18 protein-coding genes and 1 pseudogene are annotated in these 20,979 nt (G+C 56.3%); 7 read left to right on the plus strand and 12 right to left on the minus strand.

What is annotated here, in order from left to right; all coding sequences use genetic code 11:
* Positions 1–39: 39 nt before the first annotated feature.
* Positions 40–258 carry a SlyX family protein gene (locus CFB02_RS08555; protein WP_008170396.1) on the minus strand — a complete coding sequence of 73 codons (219 nt, stop codon included), beginning with the start codon at positions 256–258 and terminating at the stop codon, positions 40–42.
* Positions 259–481: 223 nt separating this feature from the next.
* Here CFB02_RS08555 and CFB02_RS18490 point away from each other — a divergent pair, with 223 nt between their 5' ends.
* Positions 482–1,015 carry a cold-shock protein gene (locus CFB02_RS18490; protein ID WP_008170398.1) on the plus strand — a complete coding sequence of 178 codons (534 nt, stop codon included), beginning with the start codon at positions 482–484 and terminating at the stop codon, positions 1,013–1,015.
* Between the two features lie 43 nt (positions 1,016–1,058).
* Here the strand turns inward: CFB02_RS18490 and CFB02_RS08565 are convergent, their stop codons facing one another.
* The 3 genes from CFB02_RS08565 to CFB02_RS08575 all read right to left on the minus strand — a co-directional run bounded on the left by CFB02_RS08565 (position 1,059) and on the right by CFB02_RS08575 (position 3,371).
* Entirely contained in the window at positions 1,059–1,433 is a 375-nt protein-coding gene (locus CFB02_RS08565) for a hypothetical protein (protein ID WP_014576622.1), read from the minus strand.
* The gene (locus CFB02_RS08570; RefSeq protein ID WP_088557666.1) at positions 1,405–2,829 is read right to left on the minus strand and encodes a hypothetical protein; all 1,425 of its coding nucleotides are present in this window, start codon (positions 2,827–2,829) and stop codon (positions 1,405–1,407) included. Before CFB02_RS08570 ends, CFB02_RS08565 begins: the two co-directional genes overlap by 29 nt.
* Before the next feature lie 101 nt (positions 2,830–2,930).
* Positions 2,931–3,371 carry a VOC family protein gene (locus CFB02_RS08575; protein WP_088557667.1) on the minus strand — a complete coding sequence of 147 codons (441 nt, stop codon included), beginning with the start codon at positions 3,369–3,371 and terminating at the stop codon, positions 2,931–2,933.
* Between the two features lie 64 nt (positions 3,372–3,435).
* Here CFB02_RS08575 and CFB02_RS08580 point away from each other — a divergent pair, with 64 nt between their 5' ends.
* Entirely contained in the window at positions 3,436–4,332 is an 897-nt protein-coding gene (locus CFB02_RS08580; protein WP_088557668.1) for a DUF1853 family protein, read from the plus strand.
* Positions 4,333–4,339: 7 nt separating this feature from the next.
* Here the strand turns inward: CFB02_RS08580 and CFB02_RS08585 are convergent, their stop codons facing one another.
* Positions 4,340–4,918 carry an AAA family ATPase gene (locus CFB02_RS08585; protein WP_227519366.1) on the minus strand — a complete coding sequence of 193 codons (579 nt, stop codon included), beginning with the start codon at positions 4,916–4,918 and terminating at the stop codon, positions 4,340–4,342.
* Complete coding sequence (locus tag CFB02_RS08590) at positions 4,902–5,315, minus strand: TA system antitoxin ParD family protein (protein WP_088557670.1); 414 nt, start codon at positions 5,313–5,315, stop codon at positions 4,902–4,904. The genes CFB02_RS08585 and CFB02_RS08590 overlap by 17 nt, the downstream gene beginning before the upstream one ends.
* A 169-nt stretch (positions 5,316–5,484) precedes the next feature.
* On the opposite strand from CFB02_RS08590, the gene CFB02_RS08595 reads away from it, so the two are divergent.
* Complete coding sequence (locus tag CFB02_RS08595) at positions 5,485–6,510, plus strand: NADP-dependent oxidoreductase (protein WP_088557671.1); 1,026 nt, start codon at positions 5,485–5,487, stop codon at positions 6,508–6,510.
* Positions 6,511–6,544: 34 nt separating this feature from the next.
* Here the strand turns inward: CFB02_RS08595 and CFB02_RS08600 are convergent, their stop codons facing one another.
* The 5 genes from CFB02_RS08600 to CFB02_RS08620 form a co-directional block, all read right to left on the minus strand.
* Positions 6,545–7,510, minus strand: a complete 966-nt coding sequence (locus tag CFB02_RS08600) for an NAD(P)H-quinone oxidoreductase (RefSeq protein WP_413772095.1) — start codon at positions 7,508–7,510, stop codon at positions 6,545–6,547.
* Between the two features lie 84 nt (positions 7,511–7,594).
* Entirely contained in the window at positions 7,595–9,334 is a 1,740-nt protein-coding gene (locus CFB02_RS08605; protein ID WP_088557672.1) for a sugar phosphorylase, read from the minus strand.
* Positions 9,331–10,554 (minus strand): glycosyl transferase, encoded by a 1,224-nt coding sequence (locus CFB02_RS08610; RefSeq protein ID WP_014576613.1) that lies wholly within the window; start codon positions 10,552–10,554, stop codon positions 9,331–9,333. The genes CFB02_RS08605 and CFB02_RS08610 overlap by 4 nt, the downstream gene beginning before the upstream one ends.
* A 36-nt stretch (positions 10,555–10,590) precedes the next feature.
* Positions 10,591–11,406, minus strand: coding sequence for an HAD-IIB family hydrolase (locus CFB02_RS08615; RefSeq protein ID WP_088557673.1), 816 nt, complete (start codon positions 11,404–11,406; stop codon positions 10,591–10,593).
* A gap of 12 nt (positions 11,407–11,418) precedes the next feature.
* Positions 11,419–12,357 carry a hypothetical protein gene (locus CFB02_RS08620; protein ID WP_227519367.1) on the minus strand — a complete coding sequence of 313 codons (939 nt, stop codon included), beginning with the start codon at positions 12,355–12,357 and terminating at the stop codon, positions 11,419–11,421.
* A gap of 75 nt (positions 12,358–12,432) precedes the next feature.
* On the opposite strand from CFB02_RS08620, the gene CFB02_RS08625 reads away from it, so the two are divergent.
* Complete coding sequence (locus CFB02_RS08625; protein WP_088557675.1) at positions 12,433–13,887, plus strand: protein adenylyltransferase SelO; 1,455 nt, start codon at positions 12,433–12,435, stop codon at positions 13,885–13,887.
* An 85-nt stretch (positions 13,888–13,972) separates the two neighbouring features.
* On the opposite strand, the gene CFB02_RS08630 is transcribed toward CFB02_RS08625, so the two are convergent.
* Entirely contained in the window at positions 13,973–15,487 is a 1,515-nt protein-coding gene (locus CFB02_RS08630; protein WP_088557676.1) for a fumarate hydratase, read from the minus strand.
* Positions 15,488–15,670: 183 nt separating this feature from the next.
* On the opposite strand from CFB02_RS08630, the gene CFB02_RS08635 reads away from it, so the two are divergent.
* The 3 genes and pseudogenes from CFB02_RS08635 (at position 15,671) to CFB02_RS08645 (ending at position 20,830) form a co-directional block, all read left to right on the plus strand.
* Positions 15,671–16,444, plus strand: a complete 774-nt coding sequence (locus CFB02_RS08635) for an enoyl-CoA hydratase (RefSeq protein WP_088557677.1) — start codon at positions 15,671–15,673, stop codon at positions 16,442–16,444.
* A 306-nt stretch (positions 16,445–16,750) separates the two neighbouring features.
* Positions 16,751–19,516, plus strand: a complete 2,766-nt coding sequence (locus tag CFB02_RS08640) for a hypothetical protein (RefSeq protein ID WP_088557678.1) — start codon at positions 16,751–16,753, stop codon at positions 19,514–19,516.
* Positions 19,517–19,842: 326 nt separating this feature from the next.
* Positions 19,843–20,830 (plus strand): annotated as a pseudogene (locus tag CFB02_RS08645) (transposase).
* Positions 20,831–20,979 lie beyond the last annotated feature (149 nt).

The raw sequence follows: 20,979 nt of genomic DNA on the forward strand, positions 1-20,979 counted from the left end.
GAAAAGTTCTTCTGACCCCATTTTCATCTGACCCCGTTTTCAGTAGTGAGGTGGAGGTGTTTCGTCCTGCTCTGACTTGATATTGGACGGTGAAACATCTTTCAACTGTTTGTGCAGCAGCCGCTTGGCCTCCCACAACTCACGGATGTCCATTTCCTGCTTGGCAACCTGTTCGCTCAGGGTATTGATAACGTCGTCCTGAAAGGCCAGCCGCGTTTCCAGCTCGTCCAGTCGGGTTTCCAGATCGTTCTGGCTCATCGGGTATTGGTACTCCCCTGGGTAGTTCTCTCTAGAATGTGATCGATGACACTGCTTATTCCGTTGCTTGGTCAGCGCTCGGGATAATCTGGTATCATGCCGCTTTTGCCCGCCAGCACTCCCGTTTTTCGGGGTACTGTCGGTTTTCACCGGCCGGATGTGCGATTTTACCCGATATCCGGTTTTTATCGTTAGCGTTACAATAATGGAGAAATTTCAGTCAATGCGTAATCCATCCAAAGCGATCCTTTTTTCTCTCCTGATCGCCATCCCCGCACCGCTGGTGCTTGCCCTGTTGCTGTCTTTTACACCAGAGCCTCTTCGCCTGATCGCTGCAGGTCAGCTTATCGAGGCCCTCGGTAGCACTCGTGGCATCGCCGCCTACATTATTACGCTGATCGTTTTCGGCATTGCGGGCTTCCTGGCCATTGCGCTTTCAGTCAAGAAACCGGCCGAACAGCAAAGCCCATCCCGGCCGAGCAACCGTGCCCCCAGCCAGAACCACAATGACGATGATGATGATGGCTATGACGAAAGCAGCCCTGAGGGTGATGAAGAAGGCACCGTAAAGTGGTTCAACGTCAAGAAAGGCTTCGGCTTTATCGTGCGTGACAGCGGTGACGAGGTATTTGTTCACTTCCGTGCGATTCGTGGCCGTGGGCGCCGAGTCCTGCGACAGGGTCAACTGGTTCGCTTCAATGTTGTGGAGGCAGACAAAGGCCTTCAGGCCGACAACGTATCCATCCTGAGCGATTGAATCGCCCACTGAAAACAAAGAGGCAGCCCAAGGGCTGCCTCTTTCAGTTCCAGACGACCTGTTGCTCGCCCCGGTGGTCCAGACGCCACCATTTCTCATCCTCTACCGGCTCGCCCTCTTTCCAGTCTCCCGGACTGCAGCGAATCTCGGTATCCATGGCACGCCAGGCGCTTCGGGCGCAGTCCAGATCACTGTTCCAGGGTACCCGAGGCCCCTCAATCACCAGAGAGGTAAAACGCTTGCCGAACGCGCCGGGATAAAGCGATATTCGAACCCTGTCACCTTCATAGCGCGCGAAGCCCTTGATCACGCTCGCTACGTCACTGTCATTCAGTTCCAGTTGGTCCACATGGTTTTCAAGCCACCCGGAAACCGCCCCCGGCTCCAGATCACGAATGTATATTTCCAGATCCTGCACCCGCTGAATCTCCATCCTGCTGATTACAATGCAGCACATAGTGAACCGGCCCGGGTCGCGCTGCAACCCGCCGCTCCAGTTCCCGGCGCAAATCTTCATTACAGAGCTGACGCAACGTGCCGGCCGCTTGTCGTTCGTGCCAGGCCACTTCCGCTGCCACCCGGTGGAGCTGTATCTCTCTCAACGACGTTTCAATATCTTCAAGCGGCTCCTTGCGTGCAAGCGCCACCAGGGACTGGCGCCTCAGTGTGTCTGCCTGTCCTGCAAGGGCAACCGCATCGCCTGGACCTCTGCGGGCAAAGAGATTTAGCCTTGCAGCCGCCCGCTCAAGCCACTGGAGCATTCCCCCCGGCGTGCTGACGCAACGGCTTTGGCGAGAGGCGACAAACCGGATCACCGAGCGGGGAATCTGGATATTCCATTGCTTCTCGATGGCGGCCTGATGTGCCGTTAAAATGGCCTGGCGCTGGACCACGCTCGTAACAGGCATGTCAAAGATGTCGAGGCTCCGGCCCAGGCGGTGCTGAAGTGAGACAGCTGAACGGCTTTCTGTGGCCTCGTCGGGGCCCAGCAAAAGTATTGGGCCCGCCCACTGCAGCACGAGCGCGGACGCCAGCCCATCAGGGAGATCCATCAGCGCAATCAGGTCTGCAGGCGAGACATTGTCCAGCACAAGAACCGGCCAGCGTGAGCCGCTCTCTCCTGGACCACTTTCCAAAGTGCGCTCGGGCAGGACCGGAAGATCACTGGCCATAATCTCCGTTTCACGCCTGAGATCCAACTCAACGTAATCCTGCTCCAGTACCGGAAGCAACGATTGCAGCCAGGCCGTTTTGCCCGACCCACGCTCGCCACGCACCCAGATCATGGCGGACGAAGACGCCGCGAGACTGATCGCGACATCTTCAGCCAGCTCAACCCATGCCGAGTCAGCCACTACCACGGGTGCTCTCTGGAATTCATCAATCGGCGCCAGTTCCCGCTCATCGGAAGGATCCGGCCAGCGAGTAACAAGCTCAAAAACCGCCACATAGGCTTTTTGCTGCAACCGGTCCGCGTGCCGAACGAGCGCCTCCAGCAGGTGCGACCAACCAAGCCATGGCGCATCGCTGGCTTCCCGGGCCGCCGCAAACCAATACATCAGTTGGGAAGATAATTGCCCTTCGCCACCCACTTCCGTCACGATCGGTTGTTCGCACCGAATGGTGCGGGTAAGTTCATCCATATCCACGCCGCAGCCGCGCAGAAAGCGGGCAATAGCAGGCGCGGAGTCCAGAAGAGCAAGCAGGTAGTCTTCAGCGGTAATCACCGAGCCGCCCCTGCGTTCAACGCTCTCCCGGGCTCGTAATAATGCGGTCTGGCACTGGGGATCCAGGCATCCTTGCCAATCGTCCATCAAACTTCTCCATGTTATGAATGCATCGTCCTGATGCGAACGCCATATTGCGGGCGGCCATTGTAGCATTTCCGAAGCTTCGCAGCGGCCCGCCCAAACACTTACCAGGTTCCGGTGTTTTCCATGCTGGCCCAGGGCTCTTTCGGTGGCAGCGCATCACCTTTCTGCAGCAGCTCGATAGAAATATTATCCGGGGTGCGGATAAAAGCCATATGTCCATCACGGGGCGGACGATTAATCGTTACACCATTGGCTTTGAGGTGCTCACACAGTGCATAAATGTCATCGACGCGGTAGGCGAGATGGCCAAAATTCCGACCGCCCGTATATTCCTCAGGGTCCCAGTTGTAGGTGAGCTCGATCATCGGCGCCCTGTCTTCACGGGCCCGCGCCTCGTCGTCGGGTGCAGCCAGAAACACCAGGGTGAATCGACCTTTGTCGCTGCTTTTGCGACTGATCTCGACCATTCCCAGCAGGTCGCAAAGGAAATGGAGGGTCTCATCCAGGTTGCTTACCCGGATCATTGTGTGAAGATATTGCATGAAGCCTCCTTCAGAACTGTATGGATCATCGTGCCTTGGGGACAGTTTACGGTATTCTGTCCATATGGATGCAAAAACAGCCCACTACGCGACTTCAGAGCTGACCACCCCGGCCGTCAGGCACCTTGCGTGGCTATGCCGGGCGCCCCAGTTGCTGCAGTCCCCACTGACATTTGAGCCAAGCCGTTCCCTCGGCAAAAATGTTGATGAGCGACTCCGGGCGTGGGATCGCAATCCGGAAAAGGCACCTCCACTGCTGAGCGAGACGCCGCCAAAGCGGCTCGGATTTTACTTTGAACAGCTTTACCGGGTATTGCTTCAAGATCTTCTGGGCTGGGACGTTCTGCTTCAGAACCGGCAAATCCAGTCCAACGGTCGAACCATCGGCGAGCTGGATTTCGTGGTGCACAATCGTTTGGAAGATCGCATCGAACACCATGAAATTGCCATCAAATATTATCTGGGTGTTCCGGAGCAAGCCGGAAGAACACTCTGGTACGGCCCTAACGCAAGAGATCGGCTGGACCTGAAAGCAGACCGCATGTTGAACCTGCAAAGCCAGCGAACCAGATTGCCCGAAGCCAGGGAACTGCTCGCCGAAGCTGGAATCAACGAACCCGTGACGCCCCGCATTTTCATGCCGGGCTATCTGTTTTACCCGGAAGAGGCGCCGGTATTGGCGCCCGAGTCAGTGCCTGCCAATCACCTTCGCGGACACTGGTGCTGCCTCTCACAAATCGGGGCGCCGGACATCCACGGCTGGGTGGTGTTGAACAAACCCCACTGGATTGGACCGTGGCGCCAGAGCGAGCCACCCGCAGCGGATGCCGTGGCGACCGCACTGAACACCATAAAGCGGCACAACATTCCCCTGTTATTCGCTAAACTCGAACAAAACGACAGCAGCGGGCTATGGCAGGAGACCGATCGGATGTTTGTTGTGCCGGATAGCTGGCCGTAATAAACAATCAGGCATCGATCAAGTCTGTTGCCCAGTCGGGCAGTCTTTCCTGTAAAGAACGCCAACGCCCCTCTTCCCAAACCGCAACACGCACATAGGGGTGATCGAGGCTGGAGTTATCCACAAGATGCAATTCGTCGACAAGACCAACGCACTGGCGGAGATTCTCAAGAGCTCGCGGAATCCGGGACTGGATCTTGGCATCGGGGACGCTATGGCCGCCGGACTTGACCCGCGAGGCAACCCGCGCCTTGTTGAGTTCTGCAAACTCCAGGTGAAAATAGAACAGCCGAATCCGGAACCCTGCCGCCTTTGCAGCCCCGACAAAATCCACCTTGGAGGGATGGGAAAAAACCGTTTCAAAACAGAAGGTCTGACGCTCCTCAAGCAGGCGGAACCGCTCCCTTTCGGCAACAAGCGCCGCTTCGTAACTGTGCTTCTCAGGAGCATCCGGCCAGACACTTCTGGCGATGTTATCGGCATTCACCAGCGGGATTTTGCGACGAGCCAGGAACCGCTCATAGAACGTTGTTTTCCCCGCACCATTACCGCCAACTAACAGCCAGAGCTCAGGCTGCGTTGTCACGGTCACTCAGTGCCTCGAAACGCCCGTTGCGAAACTGGCCGACTTCTCGACTACCGTCCGGATAGATCGCCTCCAGGTAGCCGGGTTTCTCGCCAGAGGCCTGGTACACCGTTCGCCCCCGGCCGATAGAGCGGCCCAGGTCACCGCTTTCCCTGGACTGGTCCACCTCGGCCCAGAGCTCATCGCTGGACACAGAGTCAGCCACCACCGGCTCAACCCGAACCTGGCGTATACCCTGCACAATGGCAATCAGATCTTCGGCACTCACATCGCCGGCAACAGCACGCCCGATTTCGGCCCAATACTCAATCTGCTTGGGTGTCGAGCGCCGATTAACCGCGCCCTCGGCGGCGGCGTGACGAACGAGTGAATCGTCGAGACGGACGGCGGTAGTCATGGTTACCTCCAGGGAAGATATCTATTCACACTTAAAATTATGGCACTTGTTGCGTTTCGCTACAACTGGATCAAAACGTTGCAAACAAACAGGCGCCAGCTAAACAGTTGACCCGCCCATCATTCTGCTGCACCCTAATCTGGTTTCATTATGCAACCGGAGAGAACAAGTGAGCGAATACAAGAACCGAGCCGTCGTGCTCAAACAACGCCCACAGGGCGAAATCCAACAAGGCGATCTCGTTTTGGAAGAGCGTCCTGTCCGTTCCCCTAACGAGGGAGAAGTTGTTGCTCAAGTGCTCTGGCTTTCACTGGACCCCTACATGCGTCCACGCATGAACGATGCCAAGGGTTACATGGACCCCATTGGCATTGATGAGCCTATCGTCGGCGAGAGTGTTGCACGTGTTGTTGAGTCCCGCTCGGACGACCTGAAAGTCGGCGACCTGGTTACCTGCTACTCCGGCTGGCAGGAATACGTCACATTCCCGGCGGACACGCCGATGGTCTACAAAATTCAGCAACGGGACAACGTGCCCCTGCAAACCTACCTTGGCGTTGCAGGCATGCCAGGGCGCACCGGTTATTGCGGACTTATGTACGTCGGCAAACCGAAAGCCGGCGAAACCGTGGTTGTCTCGGCAGCCTCCGGCCCTGTCGGCACTGTCGTTGGCCAAACCGCAAAAACAGAGGGTTGCCGGGTGGTTGGCGTTGCCGGCGGGCCTGAGAAGTGCGATTTCGTGGTCAATGAGCTGGGCTTCGACGCCTGCGTCGACTACAAGGCGGGCAACCTGGAAGCGGATCTCAAAGCGGCCTGCCCCGACGGCATCGACATCTACTTTGAAAACGTGGGTGGTGCCGTTACGCGCGCCGTTGCCCCATTGTTGAATGAGGGGGCCCGGGTGCCCATCTGCGGTTTTGTCTCTGCCTACAATGCAAAAGATATGGCCAGCGTGGAAACTCCCTTCCACGTGCTCGGGGCGCTTGATCCGGCGCCGGAGCATCGTTTTTTCCTCGTGACCGAATGGCAGGACCAGCATCAGGAAATCACGGACATCCTGGCCTCACGGGTTGCTTCCGGGGAACTTAAATACCGCGAAACCGTTGCCGAAGGGCTGGACAACGCCGTTGATGCCTTTAAAGGCATGCTCAAAGGCCAGAACTTCGGCAAACAGCTGGTTCACATCGCAGACTGACTGCAATACCTGAGACGCGTGTGGTCTGTGTAAATCAATCCGAGATTTTCAGGAGCACCTTGCCGGTGTTCCTGTTCTCGGCCACATAGGCCATCGCATCTTCCACCTCTTCTATCGGCCAGGTGCTATCGATCAGAGGTTCAATCTGGCCGGCTGCAAGCAGTGGCCAGACGTGCCGGTAGAGCGCCTGCATCACCTCGCCCTTATCCTCGACCGTGCGTGAACGGAGAGTGGAACCTATCAGCCGCTGGCGTTTAACCAGCATCAGGCCCAGATCCACTTCGGCCATACGGCCACCCATCAACCCAATCAGCACAATACGCCCATCAACATTCAGAACCCGCTGATCTTCGGCAATATAATTGCCACCGACCGGATCCAGAACCATATCCACGCGACCCCACGCTGTAACAGCATCAACGAAGGAGCCTTCGTTCCGGTTCCAGACGCCACTGGCTCCCAGATTGCGACAAACCTCCAGTTTCGCCTTATCACCGGCGGTCGCAAAGACCGGATTGCCAAAGGCCGTTGCGAGCTGAATTACCGCAGTACCAAGGCCGCTGGCACCCGCATGCAGGAGCACACGCTCACCCGGTTTCAAGGCTGCTTCGTGATACAGATTCAACCAGGCGGTGGCAAAAACCTCGGGAATAGACGCAGCTTTCTCCAGCGACACCCCTTTGGGAACGGGCAAAACCTGCACCGCGGGTACCACCACACGAGTCGCGTAACCGCCGCCAGTGAGCAGGGCGCAGACTTCATCACCGGGTTTGAGGTGGGTTACACCGGATCCGACCGAAGCGATGCGACCACTGACCTCCAGCCCGAGAATATCGGCTGCTCCCGGAGGCGGGGGATAGACGCCAGCGCGCTGCATGAGATCCGCACGATTGATGGCTGTCCAGACAACCTCGATTTCGACGTGGTCTGCGGGCGGTTCACCCGGTCCTTCCCAGGGCTGCCAGCTTAGATTGCCCCCGGTTACCTTGATTGCTTTGATCATGTATGACATCTCGGCCTTGCTCATATGGGCACAGGATACCCTATGTTTTTCGAGCATTGCACAAATGACGTCTACAGTTTGTCAGGCGGTAACTTCAAGATTCGATAGCCACACACTCTGATAGGGTTTCAGGGCAATCGACCCGGACAGATCATCAATGGTCATTCCGGAAATCAGATCCTGCCAATGATCGGTACCAATCAGATTGATGTCGCTCAGCGCTACCTGCTGCACTTCGTTGCTGATGTTGTGAATGCAGAAGATGGACTGATCCCTGCGCATACTCTGGCGCCAGAAACCAAACAGCTGCAGGCCGAGATGCAGGGTGAACTGGGTAGCGTTCGGGTGAAACGCCGGCTGTTTACGCCGGATGGCGATCAGGCGTTTCAGCTCCTCGAACGCCTTGCTGTGGTGGCTCAGGGGATCTGCGAGCTTCTGCTCCAGAGTATCTAGTTGCCACTGGCTGCGGTTAATGGATCTAAGCCGCCCGGTGTGCTCCACCCGCTCCAGATCGTTCTCAGTCGCCAGCAGACTGTGAATGTAGAAGGCCGGAATCCCCTCCAGCGCCAGCATGACGGTGTGGGCACAGACGAAGCGCTGCAATTGCCAGTGATCGCGACCCGACTCCGCCGTGCCCTGCAGCGCATCGTACAGGGCAATGTTGATTTCGTAGGGCTGGTCGCGGCCATCCGGCGTGCGCCGGTACGAGACCTTGCCACCGAACGAGTCCATGGTGTTGATCAGCCGCTGCTTCTCTTCCTCCGTCAGCAGACCATCCGTTGGCCGCATGCCCACACCATCGTGGGACGCAATAAAATTCAGATAGGTGGTGCCCATCTGCGCGGGCGGCATGCTCATCAGCCAGGTTTTCAGGTGCTTGCAGTCACCGGTAACCAGGGTATTGATCAGCAGGGGCGGCAGGGAAAAGTTATAGATTACATGGGCTTCGTTGGCGTTGCCGAAATAGGTGAGATTTTCGCGGTTGGGTACGTTGGTCTCGGTAATCACCACCGCATCCGGGCTGTGGTGCTCGATCAACAGGCGCAGGATTTTGATCAGCTCATGGGTTTGCTGCAAATGGATGCAGGGTGTGCCCGGCTCTTTCCAGAGAAAGGCGACAGCATCGAGCCGGAAAATGATAATGCCACGCTCCAGGTAGCGCCGGATGATGGAAACAAACTCGATGAGTACCTTGGGGTTGGCAAAATTCAGATCAACCTGGTCCTCACTGAAGGTGCACCAGACATACCTTTCGCCATCATCGGTCTGAACCGGGTTCAAGAGTGGCGAGGTTCGGGGACGCACCACGGCACTCAGATCATCCCTCGGATTGCCCTCGAAGAAATAATCCTTGCCCGGGTCTACCCGTTTGCGGAAATTCTCGAACCAGCGGCTGCGGGCCGACATATGGTTGATCACCAGGTCCGCCATCAGCTTGTAATCCCGGGCAATGCCTTCGATATCCTCCCAGTTTCCGTGGGACTCGTTGACAGCCAGATAATCCATGACCGAGAAACCGTCGTCGGAGCTGTAGGGGAAAAACGGCAGAATGTGCACTGACGAAATTGAATCTGACAGGCAATCCGCGAGGAACCGGTGCAATGTCTGCAGTGGTTTTTCTTCCGCCCGCTGAACCGTGTCGGCATAGGTAATCAGCACCACATCCGATTCGTCCCAGTTATTCTGATGCGCAGGCGGCGGGGCCTGGTTGGGCTCCAGTCCCATGGTGGTCAGCAACTGCTCGGCCAGAAAGTCACAGTCCAGCTCCGGATAGACGACATCCAGCATGGAAACCAGCTTCGCTTTCAGAGCCTGGGTCATGGCCGGAATTCCTCATTATCCAGCTCTACGGCCTCCAGCAATTGCTCCTTGATGTCGGGAATCGCGCTTGTGACCCGGTTCCAGCTGGGAATAAAAGGTGTGTCCATCGGGTTATCGAGGAAATAGGCGCCCGCCCGCATCACGTTCTGGGCGAACAGCTCCACCGCCTTCTCTTCCTTGTGTCGATCAAACGTCAGGCCGTTGATAATGGCGTCGTTCTGATAGGTCTCCACAAAATCCAGTGCAATACGGAAGTACGTGGCCTTGATAGTCCGGAATTTCTCATTGGAGAAAATCTCACCGTTGGTCGCCAACTTTCGGAACAGAGCCTTGGCGATATCCATGCTCATTTTGGACAGACCCTTGCTGGCATCCTCCGGTGAGAGCTCCTGATGCTTGTGATCATAGACATCGGCAATATCCACCTGGCACAGGCGGTTGGTGGCGTAGTTTCGCTTCATCTCCGACAGCACACCGATCTCCAGTCCCCAGTCGCTGGGAATCCGCAGGTCATTGATCACATCCGTGCGAAACGAGAATTCCCCGGCCAGTGGGTACCGGTAACTGTCCAGGTAATCCAGGAAATCGTTGGGGCCGCAGACCTTCTTCAGGGATCGGATCAACGGTGTTACCAACAGGCGACTGACCCTTCCGTTCATTTTTCCGTCCGCTACACGGGCGTAGTAGCCTTTGCAGAACATGTAGTTGAAGCCGGGGTTAGCCACAGGGTAGATCAGGCGGGCCACAAGATCCCGGGAATACGTAAGGATGTCGCAGTCGTGCAAGGCAACGGATTTGCTGACACCCGAGGCCAGCACATAGCCAAAGCAATACCAGACGTTTCGTCCTTTACCCATTTCCGTCGGTGCCAGGTTCTGCTCCCGAAGCTTCAGGTCAATGTTCCTGAGTCGAGGCCCGTCGTTCCAGAGCACCTTGAAGTTCTGTGGCAGTTCGGAGAAGTACTCCAGGGCGTGGCGGTATTGTTCCTCGTTGGCTCGGTCCAGGCCAATGACCACCTGGTCCAGATAAGGCACCTTGCCCAGCTCATGCACGATATTTTTCAGGGCCGGCCCTTCCAGCTCTGAGTACAGGGAGGGCAACACCAGGGACATGGGCCGGGTCTTGCGAAAACTCATCAGCTCCGCTTCGAGTTCCTCTACCGGACGCCGAACCAGGTTATGAAGGGTTGTGATAATGCCATTCTGGTAAAAGTCGCCCATGGCGGCTCTCCTTTTTTATACCCACACTCGAACGGGTCAGTACCCGTGCTCAAACAGGAGATTGAGCACGCACTCATTCCAGCCCTCGGGGCCGGGCTTGAGGGAGCGAATGGCGTGTTTTGCCGAGGGCAACTGAACCTCTTCGCTTTTTACGCCCCGGATCACCACCGGTATATCCGCCGATTCCAGCATCTGCTGATCGTTGGGGCTATCACCCAGGGCAATGGCCAACACTTGCCCATCGCCATACTGCTCCCGGTATTGCTCTTTGTATTTGTTTAGCAAGAACCGGGCCCCATCGGCTTTATCAAATATACCCATGGCATGGAGGAAACGTCCGCCCGCTACCAGGCGGAGATCCTCGGCACTCAGAGCCGCTTCAAACTCCGCCAGTTCCTGCTCGGAGCCCTGCCAGATCAATGGTTCAGTTCCGAGCCGTTCTTTGGCCCGCCCGGCCGCTGCCGGACCCAGGCCGGTCTGCGCTGCCAGTTCATCGGTAGACATGTCGGCAAAGCCCCTGAATCGCGCGCCCTTCTTCCGTTGCGCGGCCAGCACCTCAAGGACGCGTTCCCGGGTTGCACCAAAATTCACCACTTCTTCTTCTGCATTGCCCAGGGCGTGGGGCGGAATAACCACGGCTGCACCGTTTTCGACAATGAACGGATCCTGATTTCCAAGTTCTTCCCTCAAAACCCGGATCTCCGGCATGGTTTTGCTGGAGTTAAGCACCAGGGGAATATTGGCTGCCTTCAGCCTTTCCAGGGCGGGCCCCGCCGCGTGCCAGCGGTAGTCGTCGTGGTCCAGCAGGGTGCCGTCCAGATCCGAGAAGAGAATCAAATGGGGTCTGGCCATGGCCGGTCTCCGTTAGGCCTCGCGAAACTGCGGAAGGCCAAGGGAATGGTCCTCGGCCACGTTGATCAGAACATCAGCCCGCCCAGGCATTTCTGCGAGGCAGGCACGGGTAACCCGTTCATAGTGCATCACGAAGCGGCCGACTTCTTCGTCGGTCATAATGCGCAACTCCTGTGCACCATCATGGGGCCCGCCACTTTTTGGTGCATTACGGATTTTATTTGCCAGCTTTTGCTCCTGAAGCCGACGCCACTCAAGAACACACGCCATGGAGGGGGCCTTTAACATGACCAGATAATCGATTTGATCAAAAAACTGTCGGTATTCTCCTTTCAACTGATCGTTAACATAGCTGCGCCAGAGGCCGTCAGGATCCTCGTTCGCCTCCAGCCGATTTATCGGATCATCAAGCGCACTGTCTTGCTCCGGTCGCGCATCCAGGCACCAGCCCTCCAGAAGAATGATCTCCGCCCTTCCCCCGAAGACAGGCCACTGATCCCGGGGAACCCGATCATCCCTGGATTTGTCGAAGGCAGCGATGGGCGTAGAGTCTCCGGGCGCTGCCGTGCGCAAACGATGCAAAACCTGCTGCCCCAGCGCCACATCATGGGTTCCGGGCACACCCCGGGTTTTAAACAACGGGTGTACCCGTTCGGCGAGGTCCTCACGCTCGGCTCTGGTAAGGTAAATGTCATCGAGGGAGAAATTGGCAGTGGAACGGTTGCAGTGGCGGAGCAGGATTTCCCGTAAAAAGAGCGTCAACGTGGACTTGCCCGTACCCTGGGCTCCGTGAATACCAACCACAATGGGTTGCTTTTCCGTATCATGGAGCGCACGGATTCGGTCTGCTAGCGGCAGAATGGTCTTTTCTACCGTTTCGGCGTAGGCCTCGGGCAGGCCTTCCTGCTGAATCAGGGCACTGATGGTTTGTTCTAGCGAGCGATCAGACACGTTGGGTTTCCAGTTCAATGGATGACTTAAGAGAGACGGCAGCAGAATTCATACCAATGGGAGTATAGGCGTTTTATGAGTGGCAACGATTTTCGAATAGAGCATCGCTACCTGGAGCTCCCGGACAGTTTTTATACCCGGGTTCAGCCCTCCCCTCTGAAAGACGCAAAGATGGTGTGCTTCAACCACAAGCTCGCGGGGCAGATGGGCTTTCGCGCCGATTCCGAATCCGACTGGACCGGCGTGGGTGCGGGATCGGAGTTACTCGAGGGCATGGAGCCTGTGGCCATGAAATACACGGGCCACCAGTTCGGCGCCTACAATCCCGACCTGGGCGACGGCCGTGGACTGCTACTGTGGGAAACCGTTGGCCCCGATGGACGACGCTGGGACTGGCACCTCAAAGGCGCCGGTATGACTCCCTACTCCCGCTTCGGGGATGGCCGCGCCGTGCTTCGCTCCACCATTCGCGAATACCTGTGCAGTGAAGCCATGCACGGACTGGGTATCCCTACCACCCGGGCACTGTTCATGGTGAGCGCCAAAGACCCGGTGCGCAGGGAATCCATCGAGACGGCGGCTGCACTGGTGCGCGTGGCTCAAAGCCATATTCGCTTCGGACACTTCGAGTTCGCCGCGCACCACGAAGGGCCTGAAAGCGTAAAGACTCTGCTTGAGCATGTGATCTCGCTGCACTTCCCTCATCTGATCAACCTGCCAAATGACGATCGATACGCCCGCTGGTTCGAGGAAGTGGTGGAACGCACCGCAAGAACGATTGCGGACTGGCAGGCAGTCGGCTTCTGCCATGGCGTGATGAACAGCGACAACATGTCCATCATCGGCGACACCTTTGATTATGGCCCTTTCGCATTCCTTGATGATTTCGATGCCGGCTATATAAGCAACCATACCGACCAGGGCGGGCGCTACGCCTACAACCGTCAACCACAAGTCGGGTTCGAGAATTGCCGCTACCTGGCCACAGCCCTGCTCCCGGTAATGGAGGAGGACGACGTGCGCCGGGGGCTTCGCCGCTATGAAGTGGCCTACAACGAGCGCTTCCTCCAGAACATGCGAGACAAGCTTGGCCTGATCATCGAGGATGAAGCAGACCTGAGCCTGATCATGGATACCTTCAGCATGATGCACGAGCACCATGTCGACTACACGGCCTTCTTCCGGGCGCTCTCGAATCTGCACAGCCATGGCCATGGGCCGGTGCGGGATCTGTTTGTAGATCGCAGCGTGGCGGACCAGTGGCTGGAGCGCTATGAGGAAAGACTCCTGAACGAGACGCGAGCTCATGATGAGCGGGAGTACGCCATGCGTCGCGTGAATCCGAAGTATGTGCTGAGAAACTATCTGGCCCAGCAGGTCATCCAGGAGGCGCAAAACGGGGATTACGAACCGATGAAAGCACTATTGAAGGTTCTTGAGCGCCCCTATGACGAGCAACCGGAGAGTGAGCCTTATGCTGCATTGCCGCCGGATTGGGGCAAGCACCTGAATATCAGCTGTTCAAGCTGACGGATTTAACTTGGGGTCAGATGAAAAAAGGGTCAGATGAAATTTTCATCTGACCCTTTTTTCATCTGACCCCGATTTCAGCTTTTCAGACCGCCTTGGCAGCAATGATCTTTTCGTGCCACTCCGCAGGACCTGTCTGGTGCACAGACGAGCCGCGTGAATCAACGGCGACTGTGACCGGCATGTCCTCGACCTCGAACTCGTATATGGCTTCCATACCCAGTTCCGGGAAGGCAACCACTTCCGCATTCTTGATGGCCTTGGAGACCAGGTAAGCAGAACCGCCCACGGCCATCAGGTAGACCGCACCGAATTCCTTGATGGCGTCGATGGCCACCTGACCGCGCTCTGCTTTACCGATCATTCCGGTAAGGCCAGTCTTTTCGAGCATGGTGTGGGTAAACTTGTCCATTCGAGTCGCAGTTGTCGGGCCTGCAGGACCAACGACCTCTTCGCGCACCGGATCAACCGGGCCAACGTAATAAATGAACCGACCCTTCAGATCGACTGGCAGTTCCTCGCCTTTCTCGATCATGTCGACCATCTTCTTGTGGGCAGCATCCCGGCCAGTCAGCATCTTGCCGGATAGCAGGACGGTTTCGCCCGGCTGCCAGTCCTTTACGTCTTCCGGGGTCACCGTATCGAGGTTCACGCGACGAACGTTGTCGCCCACTTCCCAGGTGATTTCCGGCCAGTCTTCCAGGCGCGGCGGCGTCTGCAAGGAAGGTCCGGTGCCATCCAGAGTGAAATGCGCGTGGCGAGTCGCAGCACAGTTCGGGATGATGGCCACCGGCTTATTGGCAGCGTGCGTCGGGTAATCCTTGACCTTGACGTCCAGAACGGTGGTCAGGCCACCCAGCCCCTGGGCACCAATACCGAGATCATTCACCTTGTCGAACAGCTCAAGACGCAGTTCCTCGGCTCTGTTCGAGGCACCGCGCGCTTTCAGGTCGTGGATATCGATCGGGTCCAGCAGGGATTCCTTGGCCATTTCCATCGCCTTTTCGGCGGTACCGCCAATACCAATGCCCAGCATACCAGGCGGGCACCAGCCAGCCCCCATCTGCGGGACCATTTTAAGAACCCAATCGACAACCGAATCGGACGGGTTCAGCATGGCGAACTTGGACTTGGCCTCTGAACCACCACCTTTGGCAGCCACGTGCACTTCAACCGTATCGCCCGGAACCATCTTGTAGTGGATGATGGCCGGCGTGTTATCACCGGTATTCTTACGCTTGCCGTCCGGGTCATCCAGAATAGAAGCGCGCAGCACGTTGTCCGGATGGGTGTAGGCGCGACGCACCCCTTCGTTGATCACATCATCCAGGGGTAGCTCGCAGTCCCACTGAACGCTCATACCAATGTTGACGAATACCGTCACAATACCAGTGTCCTGACACAGGGGCCGATGCCCTTCCGCACACATGCGCGAGTTGATCAGGATCTGGGCCATGGCGTCCTTCGCCGCCTGGGACTCTTCCTTTTGGTAAGCCTCATACACACCATCAATGAAATCTTTCGGATGGTAGTAGGAAATGAACTGCAGCGCGTCCGCTACGCTTTCAATCAGATCGTCCTGGCGGATTACGGTGGTCATAGGCGCCTCATCAGCTTGATATCGTTATGTCGTGTCATCAAAAATCGGGATGCGAAAGTTTACCAGAAAATCGCTTTGGCGAGTGATTCGACAGATGGCGAAGCAGTCATAAAAAGCCGTGAAAAACGGTACAGGAAAAAGGTACCATCCTAACCAAACTACAATAACACTGCAGGAGCCAACGTGACTGACCTCGTCCTTACCGAAATCAAAGCCCGGATTCTCATCGTTCGACTGAACCGGCCAGAGCGCAAGAACGCCCTCACCCACGCCATGTACACCGCCATGGGCGATGCTCTGGAACAAGCCAGGGATGATGCCAACATCCGGTGCGTACTCTTTACCGGCAGCAGCGAGTGTTTCACCGCCGGCAACGACCTGGGCGAATTTGCCGCCGGCTTGCCCGGTGATTTCGAACAAACTCCCGTAGGCCGCTTTCTTTTGTTACTGGCCAGCGCAACCAAACCCGTGGTGGCGTCGGTCAATGGCGCGGCAGTCGGCATTGGAACCACCATGTTGCTGCACTGCGATCTGGTATTCGCCGGCAACAACACGGCATTCCAGATGCCGTTTGCCAGCCTCGGCCTGTGCCCCGAAGGTGGCTCCAGCCTGCTACTTCCCACCTGGATTGGCCGGGTGCGCAGCGCAGAGCTACTGATGCTTGGCGGTGCCTTCTCCGGGGAGGAAGCTCTTCGGCTTGGCCTGATCAACCGGGTTTGCGAGCCCGAGCAGACCGAAGCCAATGCCTTCGAGGCCTGCCAGCGGCTGGCTGAAAAAGCACCAGCAGCCATTCGGGCCACCAAAGCGCTTCTTAACAGGCCAACTATGGAATCACTCAGGGAAACCATGCTCGAGGAGGGACAGCTGTTTGCCGAGCGCCTGAAATCCCCCGAAGCCGCCGAAGCCTTCCGGGCCTTTATGGAAAAACGCGCACCGGATTTCTCGCGCTTCGAGTAAACCTCGACTGCGCCTCAATTTTCCGGTTGCCGGACCTCGACAAACCGTTATCCGGCAACTATTTTTCTCAAAGGCCGAACTCCAACTGTGCGGGGAGGATTCAATCCAGAAGAATCACACTTTTGGCTGATCAACACTTGCCATACTGTCGCTATAGTCAGAGATACAGAAATTGGCTTACAGCGCTGGCTACAATTTCAGACAACAGTTTAAGCAGAACAGGCCACTGACAACGGGCTTACCGGATCAGACCGGCCCCGTCAGCTGCCGAACATAACGACACAACAACAGGAAAAGGTTCCACCCATGTTCAAGAAAACTCTAATAAGTCTTGCCGTGGCGTCTTCCGTTGGACTTACAGGCTGCTTTGATAGCGGCGAGACGGGGGCGAATGCCAATCCGGATTATCAGATCAACAACCCTGATTTCACCGGGAAAACCTGGCCGATTTTCAATCCGCTCACCAGTGAGCTGCCGATTCCAAATGACCTGATTTTCGACTCCGAGCAGGGTGATGGAACCTTTGGCGTTGGCGACACCTCTCCGCCCGTGACCACAGCACTGAATGAACTGAGCGGTGCATCTACAGTCGCCCCTGCAGTTATTCAGCTTAATGGTCAAATCGACCCAGACACGGTGGTAACAGGGGAGACCGTTTTCCTAATCGAGCTTACCTACGCGAGTGGCGACCCAGTTCAAGGCTTGAGCAACCAGGAACCACCGGCGCCAAGCGCAGCACTCGGTGCTACCACCCCACAATACCGAGCTGACGTTGTGACACTTGACGGAAACTCTGCAATCAGAATTCTACCGCTCGAGCCTCTTAATCCGAGAAAGCGGTATGTGGCGGTTGTAACAACTGGCATTCAGGATATCAATGGCGATGCAATAGTCGCGTCCCCTTCATATCAGAGCCTGACCGATGCCGAACAACCACTGGGTAACAGCGCCCTTGCCCCGGTCAGAGCCCTTATCAACAGTCTGTGGGAGCCAATTGCACAGGCTGCTGGCATTCCCGCAGAGAATATTGCACTTAGCTACAGCTTCACCACTTCCAACGATGAAAAAGTTCTGCAGTATATCGCCGAACCCGGAGCATGGTTCAGTGATCAAATTCAGACTTTCGTTAAAGTAGCAGCTGCAAAAAGCGCTCTGGCGAATGAGGAATCACCAGCAACGAGTTATGCTGATTTGGCTCCAATTGTTCAGGGAGCAGTAGCTGTTTTCCCGGACGTCCCAGTAAACGAAACGCAGACCTTTCGAGATGTTCTCCCGACAGTATTCGGCGGTGGAGCTCCTTGCGAGAGTGCTGATAGTGGCCAAGACGCATTTGACTGTACAGGCGTCGCGATTTCGTCACAGCTTGTCAGCCAAAATCCGAATCTACTGCCTACGCCGATTCCCGGCGTCAACCGCGATGGTGGAGATTTTTCAATAGGTGCAGGCGTACCAGTAGGTGCGATATCGGCGGTGGCGGGATCTATCACGGGCTCTTCCAATGTGCTGGCAGCCCAGGGAACGGTTAACCTCCCGTATTTCCTTTCCGATTCTGCGCCGGGTGTAGTGACGGACTCATGGAAGGCGGATCCTGTTCTGGCAGGAGGAATAAATGATCTGTTTTCCGAAGTCAGTCCGGACCCTCTCTTCGCTCAAGGCGACTCGAGCGTTTCCACTGCAGTGAACTATATCTTCCCATTCCCGGAAAGAACCGTCGACGGTGGCGTTGATGTTCCGGTTTTAGCTTTGTATCCAGACGACGGAACGATTAACGGAGTCGTTCTATACCAACACGGTATTACGACTGATCGCAGCTCGGCATTGACATTCGGTACAGCACTGGCTGCCAATGGTTACGCTGTGATCGCTATTGATCAACCATTGCACGGTATCGCTGCGTTTACTGAAGAGGAGCAGACGGATCTGGCGGTTGCACTGCTCACTGCAGGAGGCTCAACTGAAGCGCAGGCGGAAGCCTTGGCACCGCTAGTTATCGCCGGAAGTGTCTCTCTACTGGCAGACGCGCTAGCGGGCGGCACCCCGGGAGATGGAAATGCGACACCGGAGTCAACAGCAACAGCCCAGTCTCTGGTAAACACTGTTGAGAACGCAGGCAGCACGATTCCCGGCCTTGCACCTCAAATAGGCAACGAGCGGCACTTCGGCCTCTACGCAGCGCAACCGGGTGTACCGGCCGCTATCGACTATGAAGCTGGAACAGGTGATTCAGGCAGTCTTTTTATCAATCTGACAAGCTTCCTCACCAGTCGAGACAACAACCGCCAGAGCGTTCTTGATCAAATGAATCTTCGGGCAAGCCTTGCTGACCCGAACACTGGGACAGCACTTACGCTGACCGGCGGTAGTGGTGACATAGTTATATCGGCTGCAACACCGGTATTCTTCTCAGGGCATTCCCTCGGCACCATTACCGGCGCACCCTTCGTCGCAAGTGTCAATGAAAATCAGGTTGATGAGATTATTTTCACTGCACCGAACGGGAGTAGCTCCATCTCTTCCAGTCTCAATGACATCCAATCAGCGAGCCTCCTGACACCGGGCGGTGGCGTTGTCCGGCTCCTTGAGAATTCTCCGGCATTTGCGCCGCGAATTCTGGTAGGTCTGCAACAGGCTGCTGGACTGGAACAAGGCGATTCTGCATTGGAATCCTACCTGAACGTATTTCAGGCGGCTTTCGATTCAGCGGATCCCGTCAACTTCGTTGATAACCTTGCTGATCAGGGTACACCTGTACTCCTCTCTCAGGTGGTTGGTGACCTGGTAATCCCGAACGGCGCAGACGAAATGTTGTGGGGTGTTCCGCCACTCGAGGGTAACCTACCTTTCCAGGTTTCCCCCACTCAGACTATCACCGTGCCTATTGACAGCTTCAACGCCCCGCTCGCGGGAGGTTTCCCGTTGTCAGCTCCGTTCGATGCTAGTTGCTTCGTCGAGTATGACGCTGAGGGCACAACTCACAGCACGCCGACTTCGGCCGACCCAGCCGCAGTATTCGGCCAGATGGTCACTGGCACGCTGACTCTCTTCGGCACCGGTTCATGCAATCCGATTTAAAGTGACCCGGGCTTCTAGAGGAGATGAGCAGCAATAAACACTAGAGTCAGCTCAAATCGACCCCCGCTTTTGCGGGGGTTTTTTATGAGCGCGCAAAAATGCTAAGTGAGAAGGCTGCAGGAAAATTGTCATCAGTCCGGATTTGCTTCTGGCCCCGGACAACACCCACTTCCGCCATCAGTTAATGATCTATCCGAAACGCCGGCACATCATCCCTCCATAGTCGAGTTATGGTGATTTTTGGTGTATGGAAGCAGGTTGAAGGGGTGGCGTATCCTGTTGGTTGATCTACGCCAAGATCACAACCAACAGAGGAATGATACGCCATGCACAAGTCTAACCTGCACGAACTGATCCAGCAGGGTGCGCGTGACCTAATCGCACAGGCCGTCGAGACTGAGCTGGACAGCCTGTTGAAGCAGTATGAAGACCTCAAAGCAGCTAATGGTCGCAAGGCATTGGTACACAACGGGTACTAACCCAGGCGCACCGTTCAGACTGGCGTTGGCGACGTTGAAGTCCGGGTGCCCAAGGTCCGGGATCTCAGCGGTTCCGGTGTCCGTTTCAACAGTCAGCTGCTGCCGCCGTATCTGAAGCGGACCAGTAGTTTGGGGGAACTTATCCCCTGGCTCTACCTGCGCAAGAAGCGTTACGTCTACTGGCGGGCAGACGGCGTATATAGCAACGTCCGCCTGGATGACCGGCTCTGTCTACTGGTGATCATCGGTGTTACTGAATATGGTCACAAGGAACTGGGCGCCGTCGAGGACGGCCCCGTAAGTCTGAAGCCAGTTGGCGATAGCTGCTCATGGACTTGCGGGAAAGAGGCCTGGAGCCATATCACAAGCTGGATGTTGGTGACGGCGCATTGGGCTTCTGGAAAGCTCTGAGCAAGGTGTTTCCGGATACCCGGCACCAGGGATGCTGGGTTCACAAAACCGCCAACGTACTGTACAAACTGCCCAAGTCGGTACAACCGAAGGTTAAGTCAGCCTTGCACGAGATTTATCTGGCGCAGACCCGTGACAGCACCCACAAGGCGTTCGAAAACACCCTGAGGCGATTCACTGGCTTCATTTGAGGAAGACCAACCCCATTGAATCCACCTTTGACACAGTGCGACTGAGGACCAAACGGAACCGATCTTGCGGCTCCAGGGACACCACGTAATCGATGGAGTTCAAACTGCTCCAGTCCGTCCAGAAACGCTGGAGGCGGATTAAGGGGTTTGACCAACTGAGACTGGTCGTGAATAACGTTCAGTTTCGGGATGGAGAACGAGTGGATGGCCAATCTGACAGGAGCGCTACCTGAAGGTCATACACCAGATTTGACAATGGCTCTCTGTATAACCGCGTCTAGTCCTAAACGCAGTTAAGTCCTCCCAGTGTTTCAAGTGTAAAGGTGTAAACCTTATTCAGGCCGGGTCACCGGCATAAAAAAAGGCTCCGATTTCCTGCCAC

Origin of the sequence: Marinobacter sp. es.042 (genome assembly GCF_900188315.1) — a bacterium.
Classification (GTDB): Bacteria; Pseudomonadota; Gammaproteobacteria; order Pseudomonadales; family Oleiphilaceae; genus Marinobacter.

Coding starts and splice junctions, on each gene's coding strand:
- CFB02_RS08575 (WP_088557667.1), bottom strand. CDS start 3,371: ATGCAATATCTTCACACAATGATCCGGGTAAGCAACCTGGATGAGACC.
- CFB02_RS08615 (WP_088557673.1), bottom strand. CDS start 11,406: ATGGCCAGACCCCATTTGATTCTCTTCTCGGATCTGGACGGCACCCTG.
- CFB02_RS08605 (WP_088557672.1), bottom strand. CDS start 9,334: ATGACCCAGGCTCTGAAAGCGAAGCTGGTTTCCATGCTGGATGTCGTC.
- CFB02_RS08580 (WP_088557668.1), top strand. CDS start 3,436: ATGGATGCAAAAACAGCCCACTACGCGACTTCAGAGCTGACCACCCCG.
- CFB02_RS08610 (WP_014576613.1), bottom strand. CDS start 10,554: ATGGGCGACTTTTACCAGAATGGCATTATCACAACCCTTCATAACCTG.
- CFB02_RS08625 (WP_088557675.1), top strand. CDS start 12,433: ATGAGTGGCAACGATTTTCGAATAGAGCATCGCTACCTGGAGCTCCCG.
- CFB02_RS18490 (WP_008170398.1), top strand. CDS start 482: ATGCGTAATCCATCCAAAGCGATCCTTTTTTCTCTCCTGATCGCCATC.
- CFB02_RS08555 (WP_008170396.1), bottom strand. CDS start 258: ATGAGCCAGAACGATCTGGAAACCCGACTGGACGAGCTGGAAACGCGG.
- CFB02_RS08590 (WP_088557670.1), bottom strand. CDS start 5,315: ATGACTACCGCCGTCCGTCTCGACGATTCACTCGTTCGTCACGCCGCC.
- CFB02_RS08570 (WP_088557666.1), bottom strand. CDS start 2,829: ATGGACGATTGGCAAGGATGCCTGGATCCCCAGTGCCAGACCGCATTA.
- CFB02_RS08640 (WP_088557678.1), top strand. CDS start 16,751: ATGTTCAAGAAAACTCTAATAAGTCTTGCCGTGGCGTCTTCCGTTGGA.
- CFB02_RS08630 (WP_088557676.1), bottom strand. CDS start 15,487: ATGACCACCGTAATCCGCCAGGACGATCTGATTGAAAGCGTAGCGGAC.